General features: G+C 60.4%; 17 protein-coding genes. 4 read left to right on the top strand and 13 right to left on the bottom strand.

Features of this window, described 5'->3' with window-relative positions; genetic code table 11:
• Nucleotides 1-15: 15 nt before the first annotated feature.
• The 5 genes from FHW77_RS21185 to FHW77_RS21165 all read right to left on the bottom strand — a co-directional run bounded on the left by FHW77_RS21185 (nt 16) and on the right by FHW77_RS21165 (nt 5421).
• Nucleotides 16-936 (bottom strand): SMP-30/gluconolactonase/LRE family protein, encoded by a 921-nt coding sequence (locus FHW77_RS21185; RefSeq protein ID WP_044459486.1) that lies wholly within the window; start codon nt 934-936, stop codon nt 16-18.
• A 32-nt stretch (nt 937-968) separates the two neighbouring features.
• Nucleotides 969-1916, bottom strand: a complete 948-nt coding sequence (locus FHW77_RS21180; RefSeq protein WP_004437622.1) for an ABC transporter permease — start codon at nt 1914-1916, stop codon at nt 969-971.
• Nucleotides 1913-2854: an ABC transporter permease gene (locus FHW77_RS21175; protein ID WP_044459485.1), complete on the bottom strand. Its 942-nt coding sequence runs from the start codon at nt 2852-2854 to the stop codon at nt 1913-1915. Before FHW77_RS21175 ends, FHW77_RS21180 begins: the two co-directional genes overlap by 4 nt.
• A complete protein-coding gene (locus tag FHW77_RS21170; protein WP_044459484.1) occupies nt 2851-4314 on the bottom strand; it encodes an ATP-binding cassette domain-containing protein in 1464 nt (487 codons plus the stop codon). Before FHW77_RS21170 ends, FHW77_RS21175 begins: the two co-directional genes overlap by 4 nt.
• 90 nt (nt 4315-4404) lie before the next feature.
• Nucleotides 4405-5421, bottom strand: coding sequence for an ABC transporter substrate-binding protein (locus FHW77_RS21165; protein ID WP_004437634.1), 1017 nt, complete (start codon nt 5419-5421; stop codon nt 4405-4407).
• A 303-nt stretch (nt 5422-5724) separates the two neighbouring features.
• Between FHW77_RS21165 and FHW77_RS21160 the strand changes: the two genes are divergently transcribed.
• Together FHW77_RS21160 and FHW77_RS21155 are read left to right on the top strand one after the other, a co-directional pair.
• Nucleotides 5725-6960: a GAF domain-containing sensor histidine kinase gene (locus FHW77_RS21160; RefSeq protein WP_004437637.1), complete on the top strand. Its 1236-nt coding sequence runs from the start codon at nt 5725-5727 to the stop codon at nt 6958-6960.
• Nucleotide 6961: 1 nt separating this feature from the next.
• Nucleotides 6962-7684, top strand: coding sequence for a response regulator transcription factor (locus tag FHW77_RS21155; protein WP_004437639.1), 723 nt, complete (start codon nt 6962-6964; stop codon nt 7682-7684).
• Nucleotides 7685-7688: 4 nt separating this feature from the next.
• On the opposite strand, the gene FHW77_RS21150 is transcribed toward FHW77_RS21155, so the two are convergent.
• Together FHW77_RS21150 and FHW77_RS21145 are read right to left on the bottom strand one after the other, a co-directional pair.
• Nucleotides 7689-8705, bottom strand: a complete 1017-nt coding sequence (locus FHW77_RS21150; RefSeq protein ID WP_004437641.1) for a DNA topoisomerase IB — start codon at nt 8703-8705, stop codon at nt 7689-7691.
• Nucleotides 8706-8791: 86 nt separating this feature from the next.
• On the bottom strand, nt 8792-10021 hold the full coding sequence (locus FHW77_RS21145; protein WP_044459482.1) for a PQQ-dependent sugar dehydrogenase: 1230 nt from the start codon (nt 10019-10021) through the stop codon (nt 8792-8794).
• 184 nt (nt 10022-10205) lie between these two features.
• Here FHW77_RS21145 and FHW77_RS21140 point away from each other — a divergent pair, with 184 nt between their 5' ends.
• Nucleotides 10206-10391: a hypothetical protein gene (locus tag FHW77_RS21140; protein ID WP_004437649.1), complete on the top strand. Its 186-nt coding sequence runs from the start codon at nt 10206-10208 to the stop codon at nt 10389-10391.
• On the opposite strand, the gene FHW77_RS21135 is transcribed toward FHW77_RS21140, so the two are convergent.
• The 3 genes from FHW77_RS21135 to FHW77_RS21125 all read right to left on the bottom strand — a co-directional run bounded on the left by FHW77_RS21135 (nt 10392) and on the right by FHW77_RS21125 (nt 12419).
• Nucleotides 10392-11018: a class I SAM-dependent methyltransferase gene (locus FHW77_RS21135; RefSeq protein ID WP_044459481.1), complete on the bottom strand. Its 627-nt coding sequence runs from the start codon at nt 11016-11018 to the stop codon at nt 10392-10394.
• 7 nt (nt 11019-11025) lie between these two features.
• Nucleotides 11026-11694, bottom strand: coding sequence for a pseudouridine synthase (locus FHW77_RS21130; RefSeq protein WP_112555354.1), 669 nt, complete (start codon nt 11692-11694; stop codon nt 11026-11028).
• A gap of 137 nt (nt 11695-11831) precedes the next feature.
• Entirely contained in the window at nt 11832-12419 is a 588-nt protein-coding gene (locus FHW77_RS21125) for an IMPACT family protein (protein ID WP_044459479.1), read from the bottom strand.
• 68 nt (nt 12420-12487) lie between these two features.
• Between FHW77_RS21125 and FHW77_RS21120 the strand changes: the two genes are divergently transcribed.
• A complete protein-coding gene (locus tag FHW77_RS21120) occupies nt 12488-13717 on the top strand; it encodes a TIGR03862 family flavoprotein (protein WP_044459478.1) in 1230 nt (409 codons plus the stop codon).
• On the opposite strand, the gene FHW77_RS21115 is transcribed toward FHW77_RS21120, so the two are convergent.
• From FHW77_RS21115 to FHW77_RS21105, 3 genes are all read right to left on the bottom strand, one after another.
• Complete coding sequence (locus FHW77_RS21115) at nt 13709-14770, bottom strand: quaternary amine ABC transporter ATP-binding protein (RefSeq protein ID WP_004437660.1); 1062 nt, start codon at nt 14768-14770, stop codon at nt 13709-13711. The two genes, FHW77_RS21120 and FHW77_RS21115, sit on opposite strands and share 9 nt — an antisense overlap.
• Nucleotides 14763-15650 carry an ABC transporter permease gene (locus tag FHW77_RS21110; protein ID WP_006698119.1) on the bottom strand — a complete coding sequence of 296 codons (888 nt, stop codon included), beginning with the start codon at nt 15648-15650 and terminating at the stop codon, nt 14763-14765. The genes FHW77_RS21115 and FHW77_RS21110 overlap by 8 nt, the downstream gene beginning before the upstream one ends.
• Nucleotides 15651-15862: 212 nt before the next feature.
• Nucleotides 15863-16861, bottom strand: a complete 999-nt coding sequence (locus FHW77_RS21105) for an ABC transporter substrate-binding protein (RefSeq protein WP_044459477.1) — start codon at nt 16859-16861, stop codon at nt 15863-15865.
• Nucleotides 16862-17092: the final 231 nt, after the last annotated feature.

The raw sequence follows: 17092 nt of genomic DNA, 5'->3' as shown, positions 1-17092 counted from the left end.
CAGCGTTTTTGGATTTCAGGGTGTCTGTGCACCGGTTGCGGCGACATAGACCGAATAGAGCGATTTTGTCGCGGTGATGAACAGGCGGTTCTTTTTCGGCCCGCCGAAGGTGAGGTTCGCCACTGTCTGCGGCACCTTGATCTTGCCGATGAGCGTGCCGTCAGGCGCAAAGCAGTGCACGCCATCGCCGGCGCTCGTCCACAGATTGCCGGCGGTGTCGAGGCGAAAGCCATCTGGCAGGCCATTGTCGATACTGCAGAATTCCCGGCCGTTGGCGAGTTTTACGCCATCCACGACGTCGAAGACGCGGATATGGCGGGGTCGGGTGACATCGTGGCTGTAGGAACTGTCGGCAATGTAGAGCTTCGTTTCGTCAGGCGAAAATGCGAGGCCGTTCGGCTGCACGAAGTCGTCGATGGCGATGTCGATCTTTCCGGTAGCGGGATCGAGCCGGTAGACATTGCGGGTCTTCTGCTCCGGCTCGGCCTTGTAGCCCTCGTAATCGGACAGAATGCCGTAGGTCGGGTCGGTGAACCAGACGCTGCCATCTGATTTCACCACCACGTCATTGGGCGAGTTCAGCCGCTTGCCGTCGTAGCTATCGGCAAGGACGGTGATCGAGCCGTCGACCTCGGTGCGGGTGACGCGGCGGCCCCCATGTTCGCAGGATACAAGACGTCCCTGCCGGTCGCGGGTGTTGCCGTTGGTGAAGTTGGAGGGCTGGCGATAAACCGAGATTCCGCCATCCGGCACCCAGCGAAGCATGCGCTCATTGGGAATATCGCTGAAAAGCAGGCAGTTCAGGTCGGCGAACCACACCGGTCCTTCGGCCCAGCGGCAGCCCGAATAAAGCTCTTCCAGCTCGGCATTGCCGACGATCAGGTGGCGGAAACGGTCGTCGTGAATTTCGTAAGGTGAAGTCTTGTCTGTGGTCATGAGCGTGGTCCGCTTTGGCTTGTCGTTCGGGGTCAGCGCGTGGCCTTCGGGCCACTCGCCAGAAGAATGACGGAGATGATGATGAGACCGGTGAGGATGAGGCGGATGCCCGCGCCGAAACCATAGGTATTCAGCATCGAGACCACCAGGAACATGAAGAGCGATGCGCCCCATATGCCGGGCACGTTGGAATCCCCTCCCGCCACCGCCGTGCCGCCGATGACAACGACGGCGATGGACATCAGCAGATATTCCGAGCCCATGTTGAGCGCCGCACCGCCGGAGAAGCTGGCGAGCAGATAACCCGCAATTGCTGCCAGTACCGCGCAGAGGACGTAGGTGACGAAGCGTGCGCCATCCACGGGAATCCCGGTCATGCGGGCAGCGAAGGTGCTCTGGCCGATGGCGGCAATCCAGCGTCCGTAGAAGGAGCGGTCCAGCAGCAGCCATGCAATGACGGAAAGCAGCAGGGCGACCAGGGCGACATTGGGAATGCCGAGAAAACTCGATGTGGCGAATGTGGCCAATGTTTCCGGCGGCTTGATGCGCAGGCCGCGGTTCGACCAGATGGCGATGGACTGCACGATGAAGCTCATGGAGAGCGTCGCGATGATCGGCGGGATGCGCAGGAGCTTGATCAGGGCATAATTGCCGATGCCGATGGCGATACCGATGAGGATGGCGATCAGCAATCCCGGCAGAATGAGGCTGTCCGATACATCCATGAACTTCAAGGCAAGCGTCCCCGACAGCGTCATCGTCGCGGGAACGCAGAGGTCGATATTTCCGGGCCCGAGCGTGATGACGAACATCTGGCCGATGCCGACGATGACAGAAAAGGCCGCGAAGGTGAGTGCTGCGTGCGACAGGCCGAATGAGCTTGCGCCGCCAGTGAAGAGCACGGTGATGATCCAAACCGCAATGGTTGCGGCAAAGGACCAGATCCACGGTTTTCTGGTGAGGGAAGAGAGCCCGTTCATTGATTTTTCTCCCGCTTTTCGAGACGGTTGAGCAGGATGCGCAATGCCAGCACAATGATGAGGATTGCACCTTGCGCGCCAATCTGCCAGTCCGGCGAAATCCGCATGAAGGAGAGGAAGGAGCCTGCAAGCGTCAGCGTCAGCGCGCCGATGACGGCACCGATGGGCGATACTCTTCCGCCGACGAATTCGCCGCCGCCGAGGATGACGCCGGCAATCGACAGCAGCGTGTAGCGCAGCGCGATATTGGCGTCGGCCGATGTCGTCAGGCCCACGAGGGCGATACCGGAGAGCACCGCGAAGAAACCGGCCAGCGCAAAGGTAGCGGCGCGGATGCCGATGACTGACCAGCCGGAACGCTCGACAGAGCGGAAATTTCCGCCGACGCCGCGCATCAACACGCCGAACGAGGAGCGCATGACGATGTAGTGGGCGATGACCGCAATCAGGATACTGGCGACGATCGCGATCGGCACGAAAGGCGGTTTCGCCGTCATCAGCGTGCGGATGAAGGCAGGCGCCTGGCCGCCGGGCGAGGGGAGAATGAGCACGGCGAGGCCGCCCCAGACGAAACCCATGCCGAGTGTGACGACGATGGAGGGCAGGGCGCGGATATGGATGATGGCGCCGAGCAGTGCATAAACCGCGATCGCCCCGGCAAAGATCGCAATACCGAGGAATGGCGTCGTTTGCAGGAAGGTCGCGGTGACGCAGGCGCAGAAACTGACGAAGGTGCCCATCGACAGGTCGAGATCGTTGACCGACATGATGAGCATCTGCGCAATGGTGGCGAGTGCAATCGGCACTGCCAGATTGAACAGCAGGTTCAAGCCGGTGTAGCTCATGGCACGCGGCTGCATGTAGAAGACCGCGGCGAGCAGGAAGGCGAGCGAGGCGGCGGGAATGATGAGGCGGAGTGCGTTTGCCGAAAGTTTCATGCGTGGTCTTCTCCGGCAAAGGAAGCGGCCAGCACATTCTGTTCAGTGATGTCCTCGCCCACCAGTTCGGCCTGAATGGCGCCGTCGCGGAAGACATAAACCCGGTCACAGAGACGGATTTCATCCATCTCGGTCGAGTACCAGATGAAGGTGCGGCCGTGAGAGGCTTCAGTTCTCAAGATATCGTAGACCTCCTGTTTGGTGCCGATATCGACGCCGCGCATCGGATCGTCCATCAAAACGGTGCCGGCGGTGGTGGCGAGCGCACGGGCAAAAAGCACTTTCTGCTGGTTGCCGCCGGAGAGAGACAGGATCTTGTTGCCCATGTCGGGCGTGCGAATTTCGATGCGCTTTTTCCACTGCGCGCCCAGTTCGCTCTCCTTGCTCCTGTCCACAATGCCCGCGGATGAAATATCCCGCAGCGACGCGATGGAGAGGTTCTTCAGGATGCTCCACAGCGGGAAGGTGCCGTTGAGGCCGCGGTCGCCCGCGACGAAAGCGATATCGGTCTTGCGCGTCGGCAGCCAGCTGCTGTTGCGGGCAAGATAGAGGTCGAGAAGCGCTTCGGTCTGGCCATGTCCGCCGAGGCCGGCAAGGCCGATGATCTCTCCGCGGAAAGCCTCGAAGGCAAGGCCTTCGCCCCGGCGCGCCGGCATGGAAAGCACCTTTTCGCCCGCCTTGCGGCTCTCACCCTTTTGCCTGTCCTGCGGCTTGACGACGCTGCCCATGGCCTCCACCAGCGTCCGCGTGGTGAATTCGGCGGCGGGCCGGTTGGCCACCACGCGGCCATCCTTCATGACAACGATGCGGGTGGCGGTTGAAAGAATTTCACCGAGAATATGCGAGATCAACAGAACGGAGCCGCCGGTGCGCACAAAACGCCGGACATAATCCATCAACTGTTCGGCAAGGCCCGCGTCTAACGAGGATGTCGGCTCGTCGAGAATGACCAGCCTCGGGGCTTCAGGCGTGCGGCAGAAATTGATGGCGATTTCCACCATCTGCCTCTCTGCAATCGAAAGCTCGGCAATCGTCAGTTCGCAATCGATGCCGTGGCCGGGAAAAATCTCGTCGAGCGTCTGGCGGATCATGGAAAGAGCGCGCCCGCGCCAGTTCCGCCCGTTCATGGCAGCATGCATGATGCGGACGTTTTCGCTGATTGTCAGATTGGGGCAGAGCGAGAGTTCCTGAAAGACGCAGCGCACGCCGCTCGCACGCGCAGCGGCTATGCCGTGGCGGTTCTGGTTCCCACGATAGGAAATGGAGCCTTCATGCGGTGTGAGCCCGCCATTGATGACATTGACGATGGTGGATTTGCCTGCGCCGTTGTGGCCAACGAGCCCGAGGCATTCCCCGGCGCGGATGACGAGATCGGCCCCATCCAGCGCCCTGACCGCGCCGAACACGACCTTCACGCCGCGCGCGGCGACGACTTCTTCCGCCTCGATGATGTCATTCATGAGCAATTACGCCAGTGATCTGAAATTGAATGTAGGCATCACTGCGGCGCTTCCTTCGAAAGCGCCGCAGGATCAGGTAGGAACCGCGGGTTACTTCGCCGCGGAAATCACCTTCTGGGCATCCTCAAGCGAATATTCCACATTCGCCACGCCACCCTTCTGGGTGTTCTTGAGGTTGTCCTCGAGATTGGCCTGGTCGATGCGCAGGAAGGGCACCGTCAGGTCCTTCTTCACATCCTTGCCGTCGAGAATTTGCTGCGCCACCCAGAAAGCCAGCGTCGAAACACCGGGTGCGATGGAGACGGACATGGTCTCATAGCCGCTCGCATCCTTCTGCTGTTTCCACCATTGCAGCTCGTCTTCGCGGTTGCCCATGACGATGGTCGGCGTCGGGCGCTTGGCGGCGGCAAAAGCCTGGGCCGCACCGTAACCGTCACCACCCTGCGTTACGACGGCCGCGATCTCGGGAAGGCTTGGCAAAATGCCGGCAACGGCGCGCTGGGCGACATCCTGTGCCCAGTCGCCATTGACCGAACCAACGATCTTGAATTGCGGGTTCTTGGCGACGGCGTCGACAATACCAGCATGGATTTCGTCATCCACGGAAACACCGGCTAGGCCGCGAATTTCGAGCAGGTTGCCGCCCTTCGGCATGGCCTTGGCAAGGTAGTCGATCTGGCTTGCGCCCATGGCCTTGAAGTCGACCGCAATGCGCCATGCACAAGGCTCGGTGACGATGCCGTCGAAGGATACGACGGTGATGCCCGCATCGCAGGCTTCCTTAACCGCGCCGTTGAGTGCAGTCGGCGAAGCGGCGTTGATGACGATGGCGTCGTAACCCTGCAGGATCAGGTTCTGGATCTGCGCCGCCTGTTCGGTCGCCTGGTTTTCGGCTGTCGTGAAGGCGTCAGCTGCGGCCACCTGCTTGTCGGCAACCGCCTGCTTGGTGATCTTGTCCCAGCTGGTCAGCATCGCCTGACGCCAGGAATTGCCTGCGTAATTGTTAGAAAGCGCAATCTTTTTTGCCGACGTATCGGCATGAGCGGTGATCGGCAGCGCTGCACATGCGACAGCGGCCGATGCCAGAAGCATCTTCCTGAAAGCCATTTGATTTCCTCCCTCGTGGCTTGCCCTTTTCGAGCCCGGAATTCTCGCACGCCGCAAATCTCCTCGGCGGCAGGCGGAATTCCTTTGCACTGGAGCTCCTTTCCCCAGTAGAAGCGAGAATGACCAAGAAGATTTGGCTTGTATAGGCGGATCGCGGCAATCTTCCTGCGGATTTCCGCATAAAGCTTGCGGGAACCCGCAGGACGAAAGGCCACTGCCGGGCGCAGAATGAAGGATGCGGACCCGATGGGTTAAATCTTCGCCGCAGGGATTGGAGGCAGACGCTTGGGAGGGCGTCCGCACATGCTGGATACGCCGAAAAGCGCTCTTTTTCATCACTATATGGGCATTTCGAGGCTGCTCGCCGGGCAGCTGGAGTTTAACGCCATCATTCAGGCGGTCGCAACCGAGATCAGCCATATCATCCCGCATGATCACATGGATGTCTGCATCAAGCAGCTGGATGACAAGTATCACATTGCCTATGAGAGCGGTCTGGTCAGCGCCTGGAGCCGACAGCCGCCCGCACTTCTCACCGGAAGCCCGATCCGGTCGCTGTTGTCGGGCTCGGTCGAATATCTTTTAAGCGGCGACGCCTGTTCCGATCCGCGCTTTCATTTCGAAGGGTCATTTTCCAGCCCCATCATCGAACTTGGCCTGCACAGCCGCCTGCATGTCCCCATGAAGGTGCATGGCGACATCATCGGTGCGCTCAGTTGCTCCTCGCACCAGTCGAACGCCTATACGATGGAAGATGTCACCAATGCCCGCGCCGTTGCGGATTTGCTGGCGCCCTATTTCTACGCCATTCGTGCCGCTGAACAGGCCAAGCGCTCGGCCATCGAGGAGGCGCGCGCCAATGCCCGCGAAGAAGGCCTGCGCCTCGGCGCGCTGCAATTGACGGAAGCGTTGGAGGCCGAGCGGCAGCGCATCGGCATGGACCTGCATGACCAGACCCTGGCCGACCTGACGCGGCTTGCGCGGCGTATCGAGCGCATGAGCCACACTCCCGATATTTCCGGCGAGATGCTGGAGCCGGTGGTGCGCAGCCTGCAGCATTGCATGCAGGATCTACGCGAGATCATCGAGGAGGCGAAACCCTCGATCCTGCAATTGTTCGGCGTCGTTGAAGCCATCGAGACCTATGTGGACCGCTCCGTGCGCGACAGCGGATGCGCTATCGACTGGTCAGTGAAGGACGAGACGGAGGGGCTGGTTGAAAGGCTGGACAAGACGGTGGCCATATCGCTCTTCCGCATCGTGCAGGAGGCAGTGAACAATGCCATTCGCCATGCCCAGCCCGAAACGATTGCCGTGAGACTGGCCGCAATCGACGGCGGGTTGCGGGTGACCGTGAGCGATGACGGCAATGGCGGCGGTGACAGTGGTGCCCCCGGCGGTCTAGGCATGGGCAACATGAAGACGCGGGCGCGGCTGATCTCTGCCCGGTTCGACAGAGGCGGCAACCGTGATGGGGCGGGTACCTGCATCACCGTCACCCTGCCTGCGGGCGCTTTCAATTTTCGGGAGGAGATGTGACATGGACGTGCTCATCGTTGAGGATGATGCCCTGCACCGGGCCTATCTGAACGAGGCGGTAAGAGCCGCCCTGCCGGAATGCGACAAGGTGCTGGAGGCGGCAAACGGCAGAACCGGCGAAAAGCTGGCGCGGGAAAATCGCGCCGCCCATATCGTCATGGACTTGCAGATGAACGAGCGCAACGGCATCGAGGCGGCCCGCACCATCTGGAAGGAAAGGCCGGATACCCGCATCCTGTTCTGGTCCAATTATTCCGACGAGGCCTATGTACGTGGCGTTTCCCGCATCGTGCCTGAGGGTGCCGCCTATGGCTATGTGCTGAAATCCGCCTCCGATGATCGCCTGCGGCTGGCCCTTCGCAGCATCTTCATCGAGGCGCAATGTGTGATCGACCGGGAAGTGCGCGGCCTGCAGGAGAAGAGCCTCGGCAAGGCGCATGGCTTTACCGATTCCGAATATGAAATTCTTGTCGATGTCGCGCTTGGACTTACCGATAAGGCGATTGCGCGCCGGCGGAACCTGTCGCTGCGCAGCGTGCAGAACCGTCTGCAAAGTCTCTACGAGAAGCTGAACGTGCATCAGGCGGCCGGCGATGACGAGGCGGAAGGCCGGTATAATCTTAGAACCCGCGCCGTTACCGTCGCATTCCTGCGCAAGCTTTTGAATTACAGCGCGCTGGAAAAGGCCGAACGCGAACTGGCGGAATGGGTGGGAGGCCGCTGACCTGTCAGGGTAAAAAGGCCAGCAGACGTCGTTCATCCGCCCTGAGGCCGGAGACGGGTTTTGCCCCGACCTTCAAGATGCGGCTGAGCTTTTTCTGGGCCTTTTCCTCCGTGGCGATATCGAGAACAGCGGGGTGCACATAGCTCTTGCGGCAGATGGCAGGCGTATTGGAAAGCTCGGTCGCCGCAGCCTGGCACATGCCTTTTATGCTCGGTTTTTCACCGGCTGCCACATGCTCCATGGCGTTGCAGAAGGCCGCGAGCGTTCCGCCCCAGGTGCGGAAGGTCTTGGCGGAAATGCCCTGGCCGCCGATGCGTGAGAGATATGCGTTGAGATCGCTGGAATCGACGGAGTGAACCCGGTTTTCACTATCCTGCCAGACGAAGAGTTCCTTGCCGGGAAGATCGGCAATCTCCTCCAGGATTTTCTGTAGCCGCGGGTGTCGCAATTGCCTTTTCACCTTCTGCCCGCCTTTGGCGGCGAAGCGCAGTTCAATGGTTTCACCGAAGGAAACGTGGCGCTTGAGCAGTGTCGTTGCGCCATAGGTGCCGTTACTCTCAAGATAGGAGCGATTTCCGACGCGCAAATAGGCGGCATCAAGCAACAGAGTGAGGGCTGCAAGCGTCATTTCCTGCCCATGGTCCTGTTTGCCGACGTCGGCCATGGCGCGACGGCGGATGGCAGGGAGCGCCCTTCCGAAGCTTTTGAGCTGGAAGAACTTCGTTTCTCCCCTGAGCGTATGCCAGTCGGGATGATAGCGATATTGTTTTCGCCCGCGTGCATCAAACCCGGTGGCCTGCAGATGCCCCGACGGGTCGATGCAGATCCACACATCCTTATACGCGGGCGGTACACCGAGCGATTTGATGCGCTTCAGCTCATCACTATCGCAGAGGAGTTCGCCGCCCGGCAGCCGGTAACAGAAACCGCGTCCGCGTTTTTCGCGGGAAATACCCGGTTCCTGATCACTGACATAGGCAAGTCCGATTTTGGCAAGAAGGCGGGTTGGCGGCTGTGGCATTGTTTTTCCCGGCAGGTTTCACGCTGCGGCAAACGAAAAACAGGCCGCCTTCGTTCCGGCGGCCTGCTGTTCCTGTCATGGCTTTCTCAGGTGGCCTTGGCGATCCGTAAAATTTGCGAGTTGCCGCCGCCGCGTTCTTCAGTCACGGCATAAACAGCGCCATCCGGACCCACTTTCACATCACGAATGCGCGCTTCCAGCGGCAATCGGCTTTCCGTCGCAACCCTGTCGCCGTCTATGTGCAGAATGACGAGGCCCTGACTTACCAGACCGCCGACGATGAAGGCTCCCTTCCACTCGGGAATCCCGTCACCGTCGTAAAAGGCCATGCCGGACGGGCCGATGACGGGATCCCAATAATAAACCGGCTGTTCCATGCCTTCCTTGGCTGTTGCACCCTCGCCAACCGCCCGGCCGCTATATTCCACCCCGTAGGTAATCACCGGCCAGCCATAGTTAAGGCCGGCTTTCGGCAGGTTCAGCTCGTCGCCGCCCTTCGGCCCATGCTCGACGGTCCAGAGCCGGCCCTGACCATCCAAAGCCGCGGCTTGAAGATTGCGGTGGCCGTAGCTCCAGATTTCCGGAAGAGCATTCTGCTGTCCGGCGAAGGGATTTCCCTCGAAGGCCTTGCCATCGGCATCAATCCGGAAGACTTTTCCGAGACCGCTCGACAGATCCTGCGCCTGCACGCGCGGCGTGGCATCCGAACGCTCCCCGACGGTGACGTAAAGTTCGTTGTCCGGTCCGAAAACCAGCCGTGATCCGAAATGCTTGTCGCCATCATAGGTCGGCATCTGGCGGAAGATCACCGAGACGTCTTCCAGTTTCGCCGCTCCACCGTCTTCTGTCAGTTTGGCCGATGCGACGGAGGTGCCGTTACCGCCCTCACGCGGCTCGGAAAAGGAGAAGAAGATTTTACGGGAGGTTTCGAAATCGGGCGCCAGCGCTATGTCGAGAAGCCCGCCCTGTCCATCGGAAGCCACCTCCGGCACGCCTTCTATCGCCGGCCCGGCCTTGCCGTCAGCGACGATATGCAGGGCGCCCTCCTTGGCAGCGACGATCATGCGACCATCGGGCAGGAATTCCATGGACCACAGATGCGGCAGACCATCGGCGACGACGGTTTTTTCGATGCTCGGCTGGGCAGCAGCCTGCGGCGCGCGCGTCTGGCCCTCAAAAGCCGGTTTCTGATCCGGCGCATTCGGCCGTTTCGTTTCGGCAGCCGGGGCGGTCTGTGCGTTGGCTGCGCCGGCCAAAGGAACGGCAAGCATCGCGCACAGGATCGTCGAATTCAGAAATCGGTTGTTGTGGAACATGGGTCTCCCTTCCGTCGTTTAGGTCACGCAGGAAACCATTTGGGGAGGATTTCGTTTCCTTCGACAGTTTCAAGAAAACTTGATCATTGCGTGTGCAGGCGTCACGCTCTTTTCTCATCCATGCGAATTCATAGGGAACCGCGAGCCGTGCGCTGCGTTTGGCCTCTGTTATACGGAGGGCGCCATGCAAATCATCGACAACAAGACCATAGACGCGAACAGAACCAAGCCGATCCTCAACGTGGCGGAGTTCTGCCGCCGTTATCGGCTCGACAAGGCTGAGGAAGTCAGGCTCAGAAAGCTGTTCGGTGAGTTCGCCTCGCGGCATGAGCTTCTGATGAACGCGCAGCGAAAGCCGAACTTCCGCTGATCATTCATCCTCGTCGTGGGATTTTCCGAAGATCATGAAGACATCATAGCGGGTGTTCTTACCCAGTATCTGATGTGAGGGCCTGCGAACACCCGGCATCGGGTCGGCGCGGAGCGGCCACTTCAGAACCACCCGCTTCGTCGCATTCTCCAGCGCAGCCTCCATCAGCTCAACCTGGTCCGGGTCGGCGCCGACCAGTTCTCTCAGCACCCGCATCTCTTTTTTCACCAACGCCGTGTTTTGGCGCGGCGGATGCATGGGGTCGACAATCACCACCTCCGGTGACAGCTCTTTCAGCAGATGCCGGGAGTCGCCGTGGAGCAATGTCATGCGCGCCGCCGCGTCGGCATAAGCGCCGCCCGCTTCCAGTGCACGACGAATGCCGTCAGCGAGGTGTGCGTGCATTTCCGGCGAGCGCTCGATGAGGGTGACGTCAGCCCCGAGCGATGCGAGCAGGAAGGCGTCTCGCCCGAGGCCAGCCGTGGCATCGACGATTTTTGGCGTGCGGCCCTTGGTGAAACCTGCGGCCTTGGGCAGTGCCTGTCCGCGCCCCTCGCCGGAACGAAAACGGTGCCCCACCGCGCCGCCGACGAAATCCACCACGAAACTATCGTCTTGTTCCTTCATATCGACCTCAGAACGGAGAGGGCACGGTATAGATGACATCCCGGCCGTCCGGATGACGGAATGCCACTTCCTGCGCATGCAGCATCAGGCGGGGCGCGGCGGAGAGCGCCTCACCTTCGGCATAAAATTCATCGCCGAGAATGGGATGGCCAAGCGCCTTCATATGTACCCGCAATTGATGGGTGCGCCCGGTGAGGGGAGTGAGCGCCAGCCGCGTCGCTGGAAGCGGCAGTCGTTGCAGCACCTGCCACAGGCTCTGCGCGGACTTGCCATTTTCGTGGTCGACCCGGTGGCGGGGCTTGTTTTCGGGATCGATGGCGAGCGGCAGGTCCACTTCTCCGGCCTCTCCCTCAACCTCTCCCCAGACAATGGCAACATAGGATTTGCGCGTCTGGCGGTTTTCAAACTGCGACGCAATCGCCGCATGCGCCCTGCGGTTCAGCGACATCAGCACGATGCCCGAGGTGTCCTTGTCCAGCCGGTTGATCATCAGCGCTTTCGGGAACTGCTTCTGCACACGCGTCATGAGGCTGTCGGAAAGCGCCGGATCGCGCCCCGGCACCGATAACAGCCCGCTCGGCTTATCAAGCACCAGCAGATCGTCATCGCGGTGCACGATGGTGAGCCAAGGGTCGAGTGGCGGATTATAGATAGGGTTGGAAAGCTCGGATGACATGTCGCTTCCTTAGCACGAATTGCGCATTCGGACAGGCGCTAGAGCATTTCCAGGAAAGGTGGCCCCGGTTTTCCGACCGGAAATGCGCCAAAATAAAGAGTTAGAGTGTTTCCGCGATTCGAAGAAAAGCGAAAACTCTAGTCGGGAATATGGAGATTGACGCGTCCGCTGGTCAGGTCGCTAAGGAGCCGGGTCAGTCGTTCGGTTTCCTCGGCCGGAACCGAGAGCACCATATCCGCGCCGGTGCCGGTAAAGTCCTCCCTCTCAAGCCGCAGGTTCGGCGTGGCGGAAAGGCGTGATTTCACCAGTGCCAGGTCTGAGAAAGGGCAACTCAGCGTGGCGCTGACATAAGCGATGACCGGTGACGTCTCGCCGAGGCGAAGACAGGCCGCCGCCGTGCCGCCATAAGCGCGCATCAGCCCGCCGCTGCCGAGCAGAATGCCGCCAAACCAGCGGATGACGAGAACCGCGACATTGTCGAGTGCCTGACCGTCGATAGCCTGAAGGATCGGTTTACCGGCCGTTCCCGAGGGTTCGCCGTCATCGCTAAAACGATAGGTCTGACCGCTTCGCCAGGCCCAGCAATTATGGTTTGCATCGGGATCGGAATGTGCCGCGAGGAATGTCTTCGCATCCTCTTCACCCGTCACCGGCGCGGCAAAGGCGATGAAGCGGCTTTTCTTGATATCCTGCGAAAAGGTGACGGGGCGGTCGAGCGTGAACATGGGCGCTTCAATATCGCATATATTCGCCTGCGGAAATCGCTATAAGGCTTTCAACGGTGAAGATGGCAATGGAGAGGGTTTTGGGCGAGGCGAGGCAGGTCGCAATTATCGGCGGCGGACCGGCGGGGCTGATGGCGGCAGAGATGCTCTCGGCTGCAGGCCATGCCGTGACGGTGTTCGAGGCGATGCCGACCGTGGCGCGCAAATTGCTGATGGCCGGAAAATCCGGTCTCAACATCACCCACGCCGAAGACTACGACAGTTTCCGCCACCGGTTCGGCGATGCGGAACCGAGGCTGCGCGCCGCTCTCGATGATTTCACGCCGGATATGCTGCGCGACTGGGCGCAGGGGCTGGGGCAGGAAACTTTCGCCGGCACTTCGGGCCGGGTGTTTCCCACCGTCATGAAGGCTTCGCCGTTGCTCCGGGCATGGCTCGCCCGGCTGGAGGCGCAGGGTGTCACCATCAGGACGCGGCATCGCTGGACGGGTTTTTCCGGCGAGCACCTGGTTTTCGCGACACCGGAGGGCGAGATCATCATCAAGGCCGATGCCGTTCTTCTGGCGCTCGGTGGCGCAAGCTGGCCGCGTCTCGGTTCGGACGCCGTATGGGTTCCGGCGCTGGCGGAGAGAGGCGTGGCGCTTTCCCCGTTCCGCCCCGCCAATTGCGGTTTCGACGTTGACTGGAGCGATGTCTTCCGCTCGCGTTTTGCGGGGGAAGCGGTGAAATCCACCATCACCATTTCGCCAGCCGGAGCCTTTCAGGGCGAATTCGTCATCACGAAGCACGGCATTGAGGGCAGCGTGATCTATGCCCATTCCGCCGCGCTGCGCGACCGGCTGGACGAGGCGGGCAAAGCGTCGCTCGCAATCGATCTTGCGCCGGGACGTACGGTGGAACGCCTCAGCGGCGATCTGGCGAAACTCGGACGGAAAGAGAGCTTTGTAAACCGCATGCGCAAGGCGGCCGGCTTATCGGCCGTGAAGGTCGGGCTTCTGCGGGAAATATTTCCCGATATCGCGGGCATGCCGGATGAATTCGTCGCCGCGAGAATAAAACATGCGGAGATTCCGCTTCTGCGGACGAGGCCGATTGCCGAGGCAATTTCGTCCGCCGGCGGTATCGCGTGGAGCGGCCTTGATGAAAACTACATGCTGGAAAAGCTCCCCGGCATATTTGCTGCCGGGGAAATGCTGGATTGGGAAGCGCCTACCGGCGGTTATCTCCTGACCGCCTGTTTCGCCACCGGCAAGGCGGCCGCAAAGGGCATGGCCGCGTGGCTCGAAGGTTCAGCCTGACAAACGTTCAGCCATGCCTGCTTCCTCACCATGTGCGGTTCGGACGAGGCAGCGCATGATGGCATCGGTGGTGATCGCACCAAGCGCCTTGCCGTTTTCTCCGACGACCGTGGCGCTGCTGACATTTTCCCGGACCAGCGCGCGCAGGCCCTCTTCAACCGTCATATCCGCATCGAGCTGAAGGCGGGACTGGCCGGCAAATTCCGGCTGCACCACGGCGCCAAGGCGAATGACGCGGCCGCGATTGACCTCTTCCACGAAGGCCTCGATATAACTATCCGCCGGCGACATGACGATTTCGGCGGCCGTTCCCTGCTGGATGATTTCGCCGTCGCGCAGAATGGCGATCTTGTCACCCAGCCGCAGCGCTTCGTCGAGATCGTGGGTGATGAAGACCACGGTCTTCTTCAGCTCCTTTTGAAGCTCCAGCAGCACCGTCTGCATGTCGACGCGGATGAGCGGATCGAGGGCAGAATAGGCCTCGTCCATGAGCAGGATTTCGGCATTGTTGGTGAGCGCCCGGGCGAGACCCACACGTTGCTGCATACCGCCGGAGAGCTGGTTGGGGTAATGGTTGGAGAAGCCCTCCAGGCCGACCCGCCTGATCCAGACCTCTGCCCTTTCTTCGCGCTCGCGCTTGTCGACGCCCTGCACCTCAAGGCCGTAGACGACATTCTGCAGCACGTTGCGGTGGGGCAGGAGACCGAATTTCTGGAACACCATCGCCGTCTTGTGGCGGCGGAATTCCAGAAGATCCGCTTCGTTGAGGCTGCACACGTCTGTGCCGCCATAGAGGATTTCGCCGGCGGTCGGGTCGATCAGCCGGTTGACATGGCGGATCAGCGTGGATTTGCCGGAGCCGGAAAGGCCCATGATAACGGTTATCTGCCCGCCCGGCATGGTGATGTTGATGTCACGCAGGCCGAGCACATGGCCGTGCTTGGCGTTGAGTTCCGATTTGGACATGCCGGCTTTGACGGCTTCGACATGATCCCCCGCTTTGGAGCCAAAAATCTTGTAAAGACTGCGAATTTCGATCGATTGACTAGCCATGCGCCACTTCCCGGTGTTTTTGCAGGCGAAGGCCATAGGCCTGGCTGATGCGGTCGAAAATGATGGCGATGCCGACGATGGCAAGCCCGTTGAACACGCCGAGCGTGAAATATTGGTTGGCGATGGCCTTCAGCACCGGCTGGCCGAGGCCCTGCACGCCGATCATGGAGGCGATGACGACCATGGCAAGCGCCATCATGATGGTCTGGTTGATGCCGGCCATGATGGTGGGCAGCGCGAGCGGCAGCTGAACTTTAAAAAGTTTCTGGCGTTTGGAGGAGCCGAAGGCATCGGCCGCCTCCAGAACGTCACGGTCGACCATGCGGATGCCGAGATTGGTGAGCCGGATCATCGGCGGAATGGCATAGATGACGACGGCGATGACACCTGGGACACGGCCGATGCCGAGCAGCATGACGACGGGAATAAGATAGACGAAACTCGGCATCGTCTGCATCACATCGAGAACGGGGTTGATCACGTTCTGCAGGCGGTTGGACCGTGCCATGGCGATGCCGATGGGCAGGCCGACGATGATGGACAGCACGGCGCAGACGAAGATCATCGAAACCGTCTTCATCGTGTCTTCCCACATGCCGAACCAGCCGATGGCGAAGAGAATGCCGCAACAGAGCGAAACAATGGTGGCGCTGCGGCTGCCGAACCAGGCAAGAGCGCCGACAATAAGAATAACGACCGGCCAGGGGGCGCCGATCAAAAGCCTTTCCGCCCAGATGAGGAAGCTCTGGAGTGGGGTGAACAACCCCTCGATTGCGCCGCCATAGGTTCGGGTAAAGGCCCGGAACCCCTCGTCGATGACTTTTTTCAGCGCGCGCAGAGCATCGTCATTCATGGTCGGAAATTTGAAAAGCCATTCCATATCCTGTTCTCCATGACGAACCGGAGGCGGGGATCGATGTCCTCCGCACTCCGGGAGTAAAATCGCCAGAGCGCCGCGCGGCCAACTGGACGCATGGGCGGAACGCTCTGTTGAACCGGCGCATCGTTATCAGCCAAAGCCGGGTAGCCGATGCGGTTCGGCGTCGCCGCGGGAGACGCCGGTTGCCGGGCAGATATGTCAGGACGCGCTTTTTAAAGGGCGGCCTTGACCTTTTCCGCGACCTCGGGCGAGACCCAGCCCTTCCACAGGGCTTCGTTTTCCTTCAGGAACTGCTTGGCGCCGTCTTCACCGGTGGCTTGGTTATCCGTCATCCAGGCGATCAGCTTGTTGACGGTGGCGTTGGTCCAGGCGCGCTTGTTGAGATAATCCATTGCCGGACCGGCACGATCGGCAAAGGATTTGCTGACCAGCGTCTGTACGTCATCGATCGGCCAGGCGTTCGGCTTCGGATCGGCGCAATCGGCAACGGATGTACAGCGTTTCCATTCGGCCGCGTCATAGTCGGTGCCGAATCCGAGCTTTACCATCTCGTATTTGCCGAGCAGCGAGGTGGGCGCCCAGTAATATCCGACCCAAGGCTGCTTGGCTTCGTAAGCTTTAGCAATTGAGCCATCGAGGCCGGCAGCGGAGCCGGTGTCGACGAGGGTGAAGCCTGCTTTTTCACCGCCGAAAGCCTTGAACAGCTGCGCCGTGACGACGGTGCCGCCCCAGCCCTGCGGGCCGTTGAACACAGCACCCTTGGACTTGTCTTCAGGCGATGGGAAGAGCTCGGGATGCTTGAAAAGATCAGGAATGGTTTTGAGATCGGGGTTGGCGTCAGCGACGTATTTCGGAATCCACCAGCCCTGAACAGCGCCATCGGAAAGGATTTTTGCGGCCGCGACCACTTTGCCGCCTTCCAGACCCTGCTTGACGATTTCCGGCTGCAGGCTGACCCAGGCCTCAGGTGCGATATCCGGCTGGCCTTTTTCGGCCATGGAGGTCAGTGTCGGCACCGTATCGCCGGTAACGATTTCGGCGGAGCAGCCATAGCCTTTTTCGAGAATGAATTTGTCCAGGTTGGCGGCAACTTCAGCGGATTGCCAGTTCATGCTGGCGATTGTTACGTTTCCACAGTCGGCGGCATAGGCTGCGCTGCCTGAAAAGGCGAAGCCGGCGGAAAGAATTGTGGCACCCAAAAGTATTTTCATTGTTGTTCCCTCTGGTCGCGGTGTGGCGATGACCCGGGCGCTGACGGCACCGCGACCGCCAGCACCCTTATTGAGGCTTAATAAATCCTTTGTCGCCATCCCGTTTGCGGCAATTTCTGGCGTATTGAGGATGCCATTCGCCGGACGAAGGCGCGATCGCAGGGCCATATTAGCGAAAATTCCGGAATTAAGATATTGAAACATATAGTTGTTTAGCGGCTCATCAGCGAT

This window comes from Agrobacterium sp. RC10-4-1 (genome assembly GCF_014138475.1).
GTDB classification, from domain to species: Bacteria; Pseudomonadota; Alphaproteobacteria; order Rhizobiales; family Rhizobiaceae; genus Agrobacterium; species Agrobacterium pusense.
The sequence above is the reverse complement of the archived record's forward strand: the minus strand, read 5'-3'. Positions and strand labels throughout refer to the sequence as shown.

Excerpts from the sequence above, each read along its gene's own strand:
- FHW77_RS21170 (WP_044459484.1), bottom strand. The coding sequence starts at position 4,314 with ATGAATGACATCATCGAGGCGGAAGAAGTCGTCGCCGCGCGCGGCGTG.
- FHW77_RS21150 (WP_004437641.1), bottom strand. The coding sequence starts at position 8,705 with ATGCCACAGCCGCCAACCCGCCTTCTTGCCAAAATCGGACTTGCCTAT.
- FHW77_RS21180 (WP_004437622.1), bottom strand. The coding sequence starts at position 1,916 with ATGAACGGGCTCTCTTCCCTCACCAGAAAACCGTGGATCTGGTCCTTT.
- FHW77_RS21105 (WP_044459477.1), bottom strand. The coding sequence starts at position 16,861 with ATGAAAATACTTTTGGGTGCCACAATTCTTTCCGCCGGCTTCGCCTTT.
- FHW77_RS21110 (WP_006698119.1), bottom strand. The coding sequence starts at position 15,650 with ATGGAATGGCTTTTCAAATTTCCGACCATGAATGACGATGCTCTGCGC.
- FHW77_RS21175 (WP_044459485.1), bottom strand. The coding sequence starts at position 2,854 with ATGAAACTTTCGGCAAACGCACTCCGCCTCATCATTCCCGCCGCCTCG.
- FHW77_RS21115 (WP_004437660.1), bottom strand. The coding sequence starts at position 14,770 with ATGGCTAGTCAATCGATCGAAATTCGCAGTCTTTACAAGATTTTTGGC.
- FHW77_RS21160 (WP_004437637.1), top strand. The coding sequence starts at position 5,725 with ATGCTGGATACGCCGAAAAGCGCTCTTTTTCATCACTATATGGGCATT.
- FHW77_RS21120 (WP_044459478.1), top strand. The coding sequence starts at position 12,488 with ATGGAGAGGGTTTTGGGCGAGGCGAGGCAGGTCGCAATTATCGGCGGC.
- FHW77_RS21125 (WP_044459479.1), bottom strand. The coding sequence starts at position 12,419 with ATGTTCACGCTCGACCGCCCCGTCACCTTTTCGCAGGATATCAAGAAA.
- FHW77_RS21130 (WP_112555354.1), bottom strand. The coding sequence starts at position 11,694 with ATGTCATCCGAGCTTTCCAACCCTATCTATAATCCGCCACTCGACCCT.
- FHW77_RS21140 (WP_004437649.1), top strand. The coding sequence starts at position 10,206 with ATGCAAATCATCGACAACAAGACCATAGACGCGAACAGAACCAAGCCG.
- FHW77_RS21135 (WP_044459481.1), bottom strand. The coding sequence starts at position 11,018 with ATGAAGGAACAAGACGATAGTTTCGTGGTGGATTTCGTCGGCGGCGCG.
- FHW77_RS21145 (WP_044459482.1), bottom strand. The coding sequence starts at position 10,021 with ATGTTCCACAACAACCGATTTCTGAATTCGACGATCCTGTGCGCGATG.
- FHW77_RS21155 (WP_004437639.1), top strand. The coding sequence starts at position 6,962 with ATGGACGTGCTCATCGTTGAGGATGATGCCCTGCACCGGGCCTATCTG.
- FHW77_RS21165 (WP_004437634.1), bottom strand. The coding sequence starts at position 5,421 with ATGGCTTTCAGGAAGATGCTTCTGGCATCGGCCGCTGTCGCATGTGCA.
- FHW77_RS21185 (WP_044459486.1), bottom strand. The coding sequence starts at position 936 with ATGACCACAGACAAGACTTCACCTTACGAAATTCACGACGACCGTTTC.